11 protein-coding genes and 1 pseudogene are annotated in these 11,758 nt (G+C 41.6%); 7 read left to right on the top strand and 5 right to left on the bottom strand.

The window, feature by feature from the left end:
• Positions 1–84 precede the first annotated feature (84 nt).
• Positions 85–777 carry an HAD family hydrolase gene (locus H6G86_RS11175; RefSeq protein WP_190934357.1) on the top strand — a complete coding sequence of 231 codons (693 nt, stop codon included), beginning with the start codon at positions 85–87 and terminating at the stop codon, positions 775–777.
• Positions 778–927: 150 nt separating this feature from the next.
• On the opposite strand, the gene H6G86_RS11170 is transcribed toward H6G86_RS11175, so the two are convergent.
• Positions 928–1,557 (bottom strand): CPP1-like family protein, encoded by a 630-nt coding sequence (locus tag H6G86_RS11170; protein WP_190934356.1) that lies wholly within the window; start codon positions 1,555–1,557, stop codon positions 928–930.
• 623 nt (positions 1,558–2,180) lie between these two features.
• On the opposite strand from H6G86_RS11170, the gene H6G86_RS11165 reads away from it, so the two are divergent.
• Entirely contained in the window at positions 2,181–2,900 is a 720-nt protein-coding gene (locus H6G86_RS11165; RefSeq protein WP_041565535.1) for a response regulator transcription factor, read from the top strand.
• 749 nt (positions 2,901–3,649) lie between these two features.
• Here the strand turns inward: H6G86_RS11165 and H6G86_RS11160 are convergent.
• Positions 3,650–3,841 (bottom strand): annotated as a pseudogene (locus tag H6G86_RS11160) (DUF2811 domain-containing protein); the annotation flags it as partial.
• On the opposite strand from H6G86_RS11160, the gene H6G86_RS11155 reads away from it, so the two are divergent.
• Together H6G86_RS11155 and H6G86_RS11150 are read left to right on the top strand one after the other, a co-directional pair.
• On the top strand, positions 3,840–4,106 hold the full coding sequence (locus H6G86_RS11155; RefSeq protein ID WP_190934355.1) for a hypothetical protein: 267 nt from the start codon (positions 3,840–3,842) through the stop codon (positions 4,104–4,106). The pseudogene H6G86_RS11160 and the gene H6G86_RS11155 overlap by 2 nt on opposite strands.
• Before the next feature lie 206 nt (positions 4,107–4,312).
• Positions 4,313–5,596 (top strand): MDR family MFS transporter, encoded by a 1,284-nt coding sequence (locus H6G86_RS11150; protein ID WP_190934354.1) that lies wholly within the window; start codon positions 4,313–4,315, stop codon positions 5,594–5,596.
• Between the two features lie 206 nt (positions 5,597–5,802).
• Here the strand turns inward: H6G86_RS11150 and hisIE are convergent, their stop codons facing one another.
• Both hisIE and H6G86_RS11140 read right to left on the bottom strand, forming a co-directional pair.
• Positions 5,803–6,453 carry a bifunctional phosphoribosyl-AMP cyclohydrolase/phosphoribosyl-ATP diphosphatase HisIE gene (gene hisIE / locus H6G86_RS11145; RefSeq protein WP_114081825.1) on the bottom strand — a complete coding sequence of 217 codons (651 nt, stop codon included), beginning with the start codon at positions 6,451–6,453 and terminating at the stop codon, positions 5,803–5,805.
• A 100-nt stretch (positions 6,454–6,553) separates the two neighbouring features.
• A complete protein-coding gene (locus H6G86_RS11140; protein WP_012410442.1) occupies positions 6,554–6,742 on the bottom strand; it encodes a ChaB family protein in 189 nt (62 codons plus the stop codon).
• 106 nt (positions 6,743–6,848) lie between these two features.
• On the opposite strand from H6G86_RS11140, the gene hemL reads away from it, so the two are divergent.
• Together hemL and H6G86_RS11130 are read left to right on the top strand one after the other, a co-directional pair.
• On the top strand, positions 6,849–8,147 hold the full coding sequence (gene hemL / locus H6G86_RS11135) for a glutamate-1-semialdehyde 2,1-aminomutase (RefSeq protein ID WP_114081826.1): 1,299 nt from the start codon (positions 6,849–6,851) through the stop codon (positions 8,145–8,147).
• Positions 8,148–8,711: 564 nt separating this feature from the next.
• Positions 8,712–9,617: a polysaccharide deacetylase family protein gene (locus tag H6G86_RS11130; RefSeq protein WP_190934353.1), complete on the top strand. Its 906-nt coding sequence runs from the start codon at positions 8,712–8,714 to the stop codon at positions 9,615–9,617.
• Between the two features lie 133 nt (positions 9,618–9,750).
• Here H6G86_RS11130 and H6G86_RS11125 read toward each other — a convergent pair whose 3' ends face one another.
• Positions 9,751–10,581 (bottom strand): fasciclin domain-containing protein, encoded by an 831-nt coding sequence (locus tag H6G86_RS11125; protein WP_190934352.1) that lies wholly within the window; start codon positions 10,579–10,581, stop codon positions 9,751–9,753.
• 346 nt (positions 10,582–10,927) lie between these two features.
• Here H6G86_RS11125 and H6G86_RS11120 point away from each other — a divergent pair, with 346 nt between their 5' ends.
• A complete protein-coding gene (locus H6G86_RS11120; RefSeq protein WP_163927539.1) occupies positions 10,928–11,719 on the top strand; it encodes a glutathione S-transferase family protein in 792 nt (263 codons plus the stop codon).
• Positions 11,720–11,758: the final 39 nt, after the last annotated feature.

Below are 11,758 nucleotides of genomic sequence, written 5' to 3'. Positions count from 1 at the left end.
AATTGAAATTCAGCCAGACTTGATAGGCTCAAAAAATAGCCATATATCTGAGATAATTTTAATAAAAATTAACTTTTTCCGCCGATGCTAAGACTGATTACTGACTTCGACGGCCCAATTATTGATGTTTCCGAACGGTACTACCGTGTTTATCAATTTTGCTTAGATAAAACCCGTCGCCCAGATCAAGTAGTGCAAGAACTTCCGAAAGCGGAATTTTGGCAGTTAAAGCGATCGCGCGTTCCTGAAAAACAAATCGCCTTAAATTCTGGTTTAGACGAAGCCCAAGCCCAAGAATTTGCCCAGTTGCGGCGGCAAACTGTGCATACAGAAGCTTATTTCAACTATGACACTCTCGCGCCTGGTGCTGTGGATGCACTGTTAAAAATTCAAGAAGCGGGAATTGATTTGGCAGTTATGACCATGCGCCGAGTTCGAGAACTAGATTATGCTTTTAAAAAACACGATTTAGGGAGATTTTTCCCGGAAAATCGTTGTTATTGCCTGAGTAACGACTACGTTAAAACTCGTGATATTGAAGATAAGCCCTTGTTAATGGCTAGGGCATTAAAAGAACTACCTCCGGCTGCCGATACTTGGATGGTGGGAGATACGGAAGCCGACATCACCGCAGCTAAGAATTATGATATTAAGGTGATGGCTGTAGAATGTGGTATCCGCGATCGCACCCAATTGGAACTTTACCACCCCGATTTAATCGTTAAAGATTTCAGCACTGCTGTCGATTTAGTCTTAAAACCCAAACACCTTGTCTAGAAAGGCTCTGTAGCTCTAACAGATTGAATTAATCGTACATATTAAAGCAGGAGTCAGAATATGTATTCTGACTCCTGACTCTATATATTATTTGAGAAGAACACACATAAACCATGTATTCTTTATGGAAATTTGCTTACAGCTAGTGGTTTACCGTAGAAAACTACTAACCAACCACAACAATACAAACGTTACTACAGTAGAGAATTGATTCGTTCCCAGATTGGTGAATGGTGATATTTGTGGTAAGAGCCAGCTAGCAACTAGTCCCCCAGCGATTAAGCCAATGATTAAACTTATCAGGGTAAACAAAACTGCTCGGCCAAATTTGCCTTCTTTGCGATTGAGAAAGTAAATACTGGTGCCTACCCCAACCACCAATGCTAACTGCAAAATCTGCTCGCCTCCCTCTGGGTAAAACAAGCTGATAGAACTCAAACCAAGAAACCAAGCTCCTGGTAAAAGTATATCCGCAGGTGTTGGCTGATCCAGCATCCGTTGCAGCCATGCAGGTGACTGCTCACGAGGCGTTGGACTTTCTTTAGGAGGTGATTGCACTCGCAACTCTGGAAACCGGATGCGCTCAGGAACTTTAATTTTACCTTCCTGGCGCATCCGTAAGCGATCCATTAAAATCGCATCGTAAGCCGCTTCAATTACTTCTAAATGCTTGGCATCGCCACTATGTTGCTCGAATAGGCGATTACGAGCATCCTGAATTTCATCGAAGCTAGCCTCTTCTGATACCCCAAGTTTTTCGTAGGGATTTTGATCGCTCATGGGAGTTTGTTACTTCAGCCTCAGTCAGCGGCAGTCTTTTGTCGAATAAAAAACAGTTTTAGGTTTTGTTTTAATCGAAACTAAAGTCTCGACCTACTTTTATGCCCTACCAGGATAGTAGCATGGGTTAGTTTGATTGACTTTGTAATTTCAACTATAGTCACTTTAACATATCGCTATAACTCCGTGTATACCCTCATGTCGTTGCTTAATTCTGGCTTTAATCTAGAATTTGAACGGAGAGTACCTAAAATCCAGAGTTTTTATGAAAAAATTAACTTTACTGCTTTCAATTTGGCAAAATTACTGTGCCCTAATAGAATTTTTTTAATTATACTGAATAATCGCTTGTGGTATATATCCGCATATCGATTTAAAATTGAAACGTTTTAAGTTGCCATCTAACTAAAACTATTACGGCTAAAGTCAGAACGCCTATCTACTGTGGCTAAAAGAAGTTTCGCGTTTTCATCGCCGACATTTCTGATTACAGTATTTATTTGTGAATGATCGGGATTCCCATACCGTAGCCATGTAGATTCTTAGTTAGTCCCAAAGTGGTAACTGCGTTTTTACGCAACCCCTCTTGTTAATCTTACGAATTTTTGTGCAAAGTAATGGTCATGGCTCCTGCCAAGATTCTTGTAGTTGACGACGATCCTGCGGTTCGGAATTTAATCCAACGCTTTTTGATTAAACAGAACTATCAGGTGGAGGCTGCCGAAGATGGAAAGACAGCCTTAGCTCTATTTGAGCAATTTAACCCTGATTTGGTGATTCTAGACGTGAATCTACCAGATGTAACGGGGTTTAACCTTTGCCAAGAGATGCAAAGTCGTAATGGTGTTTTTGTTCTGATGTTGACTAGCCGTGCTGACGAAGCTGACAAAATTCGCGGCTTTGCCAAAGGTGCTGACGACTATCTCACCAAGCCTTTTGGGTTGGGAGAGCTAGAAGTCAGAGTCGGAGCGATTTTGAGACGACAGCGAGTGATAACTACTGCCGAGCAGAAACGCTTGGTATTTGAAAAACTGATGATTGATCCGGTGCGACGGGAGGTAGCACTTAATAACCAAGCAGTACCCTTAACTGCGCTGGAATTTGACTTGTTGCATTTTTTAGCAAGTCATCCAGGCCGAGTTTGGCGACGGGCAGAACTAATCCAAGAGGTGTGGGACTATGAATATGTCGGCGACCAACGGGTTGTAGATGTACATATTGGTCAAATTCGCAAGAAGATTGAAATTGATGCTAGTCAGCCAGCATTAATTCAAACTGTACGTGGCGTAGGGTATAAGTTTGAATCTCCTGCTCACCCCCAACATTTGGAAGCCAAGTCCTGAGTCTATAGTCTAGAGTTTTTTAACTCTTGACTGTTGACTTATGGGGTAGTGATTAGTGAATTTCTTTAGCTTCAGTAAAAGACAAATTTAGACAATTAAACATAGATAGAATTGCTCAAATACTGACCAGACAGTTATTTGAAATGTTGGTTTATCAATTTAAAACAGTGGACAGTAAATAAAGTCCACTGAAAAATATTTCTTTGGATCTGACTGTTTTGGCAGATATGTGCTTAGGTCAAGTTTTTAGGGGCACATAGCTTGTCAATTTAACCTGAAATCGGCGCTTAGAAACCGCATCTACACGGGATACCTGCCTTTGCAGGTTTCACAACAAGGAGCTTAAGCCCCTTGTTTTTTCTTGCCCAGGCTCTAAGTTGACACTAATGTAAAAATAGGTATACGCAGTAGGAGCAATTCATGAATTGCCCTTGCTGCGTATAATTTTGAGCAAGTTATAGAGCAGAATCTACTGAATCCTTTTTATTAGACATCTCCAGAAATTAAATATGCGTTATCCAGAATCCTTTTAGAGACGTAGCACTGCTACGTCTCTACATTCATTTTCGGAGATGTCTATTGTAATATTTCCCCGATATGCTTAATCGCTATTGGATCAAATCCCATTTATGGGGCACGGTTTGCCGTGCCCAAATTTAGAGTATGAGCGAGAATAACGCCCGTACTTATGGAGTATCTAATAGATTAGCTGTTGCGGGTGAATCGATGCTGGGCGTTTCTACTGAGGAGTGGTGGAATAAAGTTTCCAGATAGACTCGGGCAGCCCGGCGATCGCTATCTCCATTTTGGAGTAAAAACAATGATAGTGCCGCCGTTAATACCCTATTTTCATCCCAATCAGGATGGGTTTCTAAGTAGTTTTTTAAGGATTCGTGGAGTGTTTCGGGAATTTCTGTAAAGATGCTAACCGTTGATTTCATGAGATTTTCCTCCTATGAGGATAATCAAGAGGGACAAGTTGCTTGCGGTGAAGCGGCTTATGGCTTCCTCACCACTCTTTTGCCATCCCGACAATCTACGCCCACATCTCAGGTAATATATTTTACACATTTGATGCCAACGGTTGAACGAATTACAAAAGCAAGCCGAATCATTGTGCGCCAAGAGGGGGTGGGTTTGTCAATGCTGCGAAATGTTAAAATCCAATGTATAAAAAATAAATACGAACGAAATAATCAGCATTAGAGGCTATTTTTCGTTACTTTACTTTATAAAAACTCAGTCCTTGAAGTTCTTCACCACTGTTAATTAACAATCCCCAGCCAGAGGGTAAGAAGCCCATTAGTTCGTAGTCAACCTGTGGAAAACTGCTAAAATCCCTGTGGAAACCCTGTGGAATGAGTGAGAAAAATAGCAGCCAATGATAAGAATTACAAAAATGTCACCAAACTATGACATCTAAACTCGTGAAATTAGCTTCTCAATCTCAGCTATCATCGTGGCTGCCTTCGATACATCCTCAAGTCTGGATTTTCGCAATTGGTAGATTTCTCTCGGAAGTTGGAACCGGCTGTACCCTGTTTTACGCCCCCATTTTTTTTGTCAATGAAGTTGGTTTATCCGCAACCAGTGTTGGGGTAGCCTTGGGTAGCGCCTCGATTTCCGGCATTGTGGGAAGGATTGTAGGTGGTTCTTTGGCTGATTCTGAACACTGGGGTCGCCGCCGCACTTTGTTGTTAGCGACGGCGATTTCAGCAATTGCTTCTCTGGTTTTAGCTGCAACCAATGATTTTACTATTTTGGTAATTGGTAGCTTGATTAGCGGTTTAGGGATAGGTTTCTATTGGCCGGCGGCTGAAGCTGTTGTTGCTGACGCTAGCCAGATTGACAATCGCCGCGAAACTTTTGCGATCGCACGACTGGCTGATAATCTGGGGTTAGCGATCGGAATTATGCTTGCGGGGTTTTTGATCGCCGTAATTGGGAGTTATCGATGGCTATTTATCATTGATGCCATCTCTTTTCTGATGTTTTTTGGGGTTGTCTATGTCGGAATTAGTGAAACTGAACAGCAGCAGATAGGGGAATCTGAAAAGACGGCACATTTTGCTTCTTGGATGGCAGTATTAAGCGATCGCCGTTTCCTGGTCTACATCGCAGTTAATATATTCTTTACAATCTATATTTCTCAAATCCATAGCACCCTGCCGCTTTACTTCAAAAACTTTGTGATCAAAAGTAGTACCGAAGGATTTGCTCAAACTACTATTAGCGTTCTATTTGCTTGGCATCTGGTGCTAGCTATCATTTGTCAGTTGCCTGTCACCAGTTTCTTAAAACGTTGTTCTCACACACTGGCACTCACCGTTTCCGCCATTCTTTGGGGAGTTGGTTTTGGACTCATTTGGGTAAGCGGTACTGCCCCATCTTATAATTTAGTTTGGGTAGCATTGGCATTGGGAGTATTTGCAGTTGCAATTGTTTCTTATACTCCATCTGCCGCCTCTTTAGTCACTGAGTTAGCCCCAGAAAATCAACGTGGCGTTTATTTCTCCGTCAATGCTGTATGTTGGGCTATTGGGTCTTTTATTGGTCATCCCTTGGGTGGATGGGCATTAGATCAACCGCCAATTATTACCAATACTTTCTGGCTAGGATTCCCCTTGAGTGTGCTGATTGTCGTGGTGATTTTACAGTATCTCAATCGAATTTTAGCTGATACCAATTCTGTATGAAGATGCGCTAAACCATATTTAAGTACAAGGAAGAAAAACGAACCGCATACTCCTAGGTCGATGCAACCTACGCGCAGGTCTCGTTAGAGAAGGACGCAAAGGACATAAAGAAAGAAGTTAAAAGTCCGGTTAATCACTTATGATTACCGCATCTGTGCAAAAATCGGAAAAGCCTCTTTCTCCCTGCCCCCTGCTCCCTTTCCTCCTCATTGGCGACGTTCTTGCAACTTACGATACACAGATTTTAAATCAACTTGATGATGAGCTAAGGCAACCAAAGTATGATATAGCAAATCAGCCACTTCACCTGCGATCGCATCTGCTTCATCATCCTTAAAGGCCATTACCACCTCGGCGGTTTCCTCACCGATCTTTTTCAATATTTTGTTATCGCCACCTGCGAATAACTTACAGGTATAAGAACTTTCTGTCGGATTATCGCGGCGATCGCATATTATTTGAAACAATTGCGACAACGTATCCCCTGGTGGTGGAACAATATTTCCTTCTATTTGGTGAAAGCAACTGCGTTCTCCAGTATGGCAAGCAACATCTCCTAATTGCTCTACCCCTATGAGTAGCGCATCACTATCACAGTCATAACGAATACTTTGCACTTTTTGAATATGTCCAGAAGTCGCCCCCTTGTGCCATAATTCTTGCCGGGAACGGCTCCAAAACCAAGTTTCTTCAGTTTCTAAAGTTTTTTGTAACGACTCCTGATTCATCCACGCCATCATTAGGACAGTACCATCCAAATAATCTTGGACAATTGCAGGCACTAAACCCCGTTCATCGTAGTGAATTTTTTCAACAGGGATGGCGTAATGTAGCGATCGCAAATCGTTAGAAGACATACCAGCTAGTTTGCTCTAATGAGAATAACTTATGGATTCACGATACCATTCTGAATAGAGCAACTGGTATGTTTTTTGAATTTAACTATCTTATCTAGCTCTAAACAAGAGCATTGTGTTCCATTGCAGACTGCATTTTTACAGCACTTAAAGCAACTTTATGAGCTTTTGATGCCTCACCATACCAATGGATGGCCGAGTTAAAAGCTGCTCGGTAAAGATCCTGGTATGCTTCAGATAATCGAGTTTGAATATCTAGAGGCAAGTCTTTGTTGGACTTGTATAACATATTGTTATTTTTTTGGTTCAGTTAATTCTATAGGATAGAAATTCTAAGCAATTTTTAACACTATCCTGAGATAGAGCTTTTTATTGTCCACTGTTAGGAGAGAACCTTGGTAAATACCACAATTAAAACAACAAAATCACAAGAGGTCTTCGCAGCTGCTCAAAACCTCATGCCCGGAGGAGTAAGTTCTCCAGTTCGTGCCTTTAAATCTGTAGGTGGACAACCCATCGTTTTTGATCGTGTTAAAGGCGCATATATTTGGGATGTAGATGGCAACCAATATATAGACTATGTAGGTACTTGGGGCCCAGCTATTTGCGGTCATGCTCATCCAGAAGTGATTGCAGCGTTGCATGAAGCTTTAGAAAAAGGCACCAGTTTCGGCGCTCCTTCAACTTTAGAAAATGTTTTGGCAGAAATGGTCATCGATGCCGTTCCCAGCATCGAAATGGTCAGATTTGTTAACTCTGGAACTGAAGCCTGTATGGGAGTTTTGCGGCTGATGCGGGCTTTCACCAACCGAGACAAAATCATCAAGTTTGAAGGTTGTTACCACGGACACGCCGATACCTTTCTCGTGAAGGCAGGTTCTGGTGTTGCCACACTTGGCTTACCAGACTCACCAGGAGTTCCGAAAGCGGCAACTAGCACTACTCTAACCGCACCTTACAATGACCTAGAATCCGTCAAAGCCTTGTTTGAAGAAAACCGCGACGAGATTGCTGGCGTTATTCTTGAGCCAGTTGTTGGTAATGCTGGATTTATTGCACCCGACGCAGGTTTCTTAGAAGGATTACGGGAACTCACTCACGAGTATGGAGCCTTATTGGTATTTGACGAAGTGATGACAGGCTTCCGCATTGCTTACGGTGGCGCTCAAGAAAAATTTGGCGTTACCCCCGATTTAACAACCTTGGGCAAGGTGATTGGTGGTGGTTTGCCAGTAGGAGCTTATGGCGGTCGCCGAGATATTATGTCAATGGTTGCCCCTGCTGGCCCCGTATATCAAGCTGGGACACTTTCTGGTAATCCCTTGGCGATGACTGCTGGTATTAAGACTTTAGAATTGCTGCAAAAGCCAGGTACTTACGATTATCTTGAGCGGATTACTAAAAAGCTAGCAGATGGTTTGCTGCAAATTGCTAAAGAAACTGGTCATGCAGCTTGCGGCGGTCAAATCAGTGCGATGTTTGGCTTATTCTTTACCTCTGGCCCAGTTCATAACTACGAAGACGCGAAAAAGTCTGATACAGCCAAATTCGGACGCTTCCATCGGGGTATGTTAGAACGTGGTGTTTACCTAGCACCCTCTCAATTTGAAGCTGGGTTTACGTCTTTTGCTCACACTGAAGAAGACATTGATCAAACTTTAGCAGTTGCACGGGATGTAATGTCTAGTCTGTAAGTTGTTAAGGGATTCCCAGATAAACAAGTATCCAGTTACCTCTCTCCTAGTTTGGAGAGAGGCTTTGAATCTTACTCCCCAACGCTAGAAGGGAAGGGGCTGGGGGTTAGGTCTGTATTCCATGTAATTGGGAACCGCGACAGTAGGGGATCAAAGAAATTTTTTAACGGGTCTGTACTCTACCGTTATCACTCAAATAAGGTCACACCTTTGTCATAATTTCGCAATGGCTTCGTCAATGCAGTATGCAATATTTAAACTGCATTAAGTATATTCATGTTAACAAGGCAAAATTAATTGCCTTTTATAGTTATCTAAATTCCCTTCATATCTCATAGTCTACGAAAACTAAGGTGCAAGAATGCTCTCACTTTCCTGGTGAGGGTTTTGTTTATAGATATTTAGATATCCGTAGAGTAAGGCATTTTTTCGGAGTCAGGGTTAGAGCTAACTTTAAAAGATATTACTAATCATGCTGTAGTTTGCATGACAAAGCTTATAAAATTGGAAAAAACTGCGAGAAGTATTGTGAAAAAATGGTTCTAGCCTTGAAGGAGCTATGAAGTGGAGGACAATAAGTCATTTTTTAGTGTGCAAAAAATATTAATAGCATTGCTTGTCTTGAGTACCACCACGATCATATTTATCAAGTCAAGATCATCTGAGGCCCAAAGTACAGAAAATATAAATGTAAACAACCTACCAGCCAAAGTTGGAGCCCAACAGCAGATTGAAGAATTAAAAGCAACGATGCTTAAAATTTGGCAACAACAAGCACAAATAAAGGGCCTTTCATATACTGTGCCACTAAGCTTTCAAGGAGCAATAGTTAGTGCGGCAAAACTTGCTCCCCAACAGAAAGTAATTGCTCTCACCTTTGATGATGGGCCATGGCCTGAAAGCACCGCCCAGGTACTAGATATTCTCAAAGAAAATCAAATCAAAGGGACATTTTTTGTCATTGGGCAGAATGTGAAAAATTATCCAGGCTTACTGAAGCGAGAAATTGCTGAGGGTCACGTAATTGGTAATCATACCTGGCATCATTGGTATCAGTTTTTGAATCCACAAGCAGCCGCTTATGAAATTGACCACACAGCAGACCAGATTTATCAAGTAACAGGGATTAAAACAAATCTATTTCGACCACCAGGGGGAATTATGCACAATGGAGTGGCTGATTACGCTAAAAATAGCAAATATGCCATCATCCTCTGGTCATCTGACTCTGTAGACTACTCACGTCCTGCTGTACCAAAGTTAATTAATAATGTGTTCAGAAGAGCCAAGCCAGGTGGAATTGTGTTGATGCATGATGGTGGTGGTAATCGCTCTAAAACTGTACAAGCTTTACCAGAAATTATTGCCAACTTTCGGAAACAGGGCTATAGCTTTGTTACTATCCCTGAACTTTTAGAAATGCAAGATAAGGATCAAAAGCTGATTACAAAACAAAACCAAAACCATTAGGTGGGCTTGCCAATTTAGCTCACCGTTATTACAATACAAAAAAACCGTCCAAAATTAACATTGAACGGAATTTTTATGTATTAATACTTTATTTCTACCTAATTCTGTTACTGATTGTACTAATACCTACAAGCTACAAGTCAGGAGGCAAAATTACCTGATCAATTGCGTGAATCACACCGTTGCTGCCTGTGATATCTGCTTGTGTAACCTTAGCATCATTGACAGTTACACCAGTAGAAGGATCAACTTTAACGTTGATTGCGCCACCTTCGAGGCTTTTAACTTCACCAGACTTCAAATCAGTGGACAATACCTTACCAGGTACTACATGGTAAGTTAAAATCTTGAGCAATACTTCTTTGTTGGCTGGGTTTAACAATTCTTTCAAAGCATCTGCTGGCAACTTAGCAAACGCGGCATCGGTGGGTGCAAAAATAGTTAAGTTATCTTTGCCTTGCAATGCTCCAGTCAACCCTGCTGCTTTCAAAGCCTTGGTTAAGGTTGTAAAAGAAGCGTTTGACTCTGCCAACGCTAATAGGTTTTTGCCTTGATTGTCACTTGCCCCTGGGCCTGGTGGAGTTGTAGTAGGTTTCTCACCGGGTTGAGTTTCCGGGGTAGTACCTGGCGTGGGGGGTTTTGGTTCAATAGGTGTAGCGCTACCGCCACGGTTATAAGGAGGCTCGTTGAAAATACTGGGTCTGGGATTGGTTACACTACCTTTCTGCGCTACTTGTTTGCGCTTAGTATTGCCCTTTTGTGTTTCGGAAGCAGCCTCAGTAGGTGTGTATTGAGCGTTTACTTGAAGGCGTTGACCCTTGTTATAGGGAGCTTCGTTGAAAATACTGGGGTTAGGATTTAATACCTCTTTGGCTTCAGATGGTAAAGTAATGAGAAGGCTTAAACTAGTGAATCCTGCTATGCCTGCCAACGTGGTCAGCAGTTTGCTGTTATTTGTCTTCATAAATTTTGTTTGTCTTTTTGTCCATACATTACATAAAGATTTATAACATTTTGCTATGCACAAAATCTAACCGAAGAGGGAAGTAAAATTTTTCCTCAGAAGAGTTTTTGCTAGTGAAGTAACATATATAACCTCGGATCAAGCTGATCGGTATGAAATATATCTACCACATATTTTATGTAATGAGTATATTTTCTCAGTCACACTGATAGAGAGTTAAAAAGCCTCACTTGGTGTAGCCTCAACTCTAAAAGAGTATGAAGAGCAACTAATGTAAAGAAAAATTACTTTAACTAAAGATACAATTGTAAAGTTTAAGAAGTTGACCAGTTATTAGGTATACAACATGCTGGAATTATACCAATGGGAACTATCTCAATACTCAGAGAAAGTGCGCCTAATTCTAGATTTTAAAGGACTAGATTACCGCAAAATAGAAGTTACGCCTGGGATTGGACAAGTAGAACTGTTCCGGCTGACTGGTCAGAAACAAGTCCCAGTATTAAAGGATCGGAATAAATATATTGCGGATTCTACGGAAATAGCTAAGTATTTAGACTTAGAGTATCCCGATCGCCCCATAATACCCCAAGATCCCAAAAAACGGGGTTTAACTTTATTGATAGAAGAATGGGCGGATGAATCTATAGGCATCAAAGGTAGGAAAGCCCTATTTGCAGCTGTAAGTCAAGATCAAAATTTCCGCAAGTCTTTATTACCCACCTCAACACCAGATATATTTAAAAGTCTGGTTGGAGGAGTACCTACTGACTTACTGACAGTGTTGGGTTTTGGGGTAGGTTATAGTCCAGATGTGATCCAGTCAGCGATCGCATCTTTAAAACAAGACTTGGAAGCGCTAACGTTATTATTGGCAGATAGTCCTTATTTAACAGGAGATGAGCCAACTTTAGCTGACTTAGCAGTAGCTGGCTTATCGATATTACTCAAGTTTCCCCCTGGCCCCTATTTGGATTTACCAGCTTCTATTAGAGGAAAAGGATTGCCAATCTTTTCAGAAAATATAGATTATGAACCATTCTTTACCTGGCGCGATCGCATTTACGCCCAATTCCGTAAACCATTAATCAGTACCACTTCAGCAGGGGGTGCGCCAACTTCGATTCAGATTGATTAGGGAATGGGTATTGGGCATGGGGAATGGGGCATTGGGAAT

It is taken from the genome of Nostoc sp. FACHB-133 (assembly GCF_014698055.1).
In the GTDB taxonomy this organism is placed as follows: Bacteria; Cyanobacteriota; Cyanobacteriia; order Cyanobacteriales; family Nostocaceae; genus Nostoc.
The sequence above is the reverse complement of the archived record's forward strand: the minus strand, read 5'-3'. Positions and strand labels throughout refer to the sequence as shown.

Excerpts from the sequence above, each read along its gene's own strand:
- H6G86_RS11175 (WP_190934357.1), top strand. The coding sequence starts at position 85 with ATGCTAAGACTGATTACTGACTTCGACGGCCCAATTATTGATGTTTCC.
- H6G86_RS11170 (WP_190934356.1), bottom strand. The coding sequence starts at position 1,557 with ATGAGCGATCAAAATCCCTACGAAAAACTTGGGGTATCAGAAGAGGCT.
- H6G86_RS11165 (WP_041565535.1), top strand. The coding sequence starts at position 2,181 with ATGGCTCCTGCCAAGATTCTTGTAGTTGACGACGATCCTGCGGTTCGG.
- H6G86_RS11155 (WP_190934355.1), top strand. The coding sequence starts at position 3,840 with ATGAGATTTTCCTCCTATGAGGATAATCAAGAGGGACAAGTTGCTTGC.
- H6G86_RS11150 (WP_190934354.1), top strand. The coding sequence starts at position 4,313 with ATGACATCTAAACTCGTGAAATTAGCTTCTCAATCTCAGCTATCATCG.
- hisIE (WP_114081825.1), bottom strand. The coding sequence starts at position 6,453 with ATGTCTTCTAACGATTTGCGATCGCTACATTACGCCATCCCTGTTGAA.
- H6G86_RS11140 (WP_012410442.1), bottom strand. The coding sequence starts at position 6,742 with ATGTTATACAAGTCCAACAAAGACTTGCCTCTAGATATTCAAACTCGA.
- H6G86_RS11125 (WP_190934352.1), bottom strand. The coding sequence starts at position 10,581 with ATGAAGACAAATAACAGCAAACTGCTGACCACGTTGGCAGGCATAGCA.
- H6G86_RS11120 (WP_163927539.1), top strand. The coding sequence starts at position 10,928 with ATGCTGGAATTATACCAATGGGAACTATCTCAATACTCAGAGAAAGTG.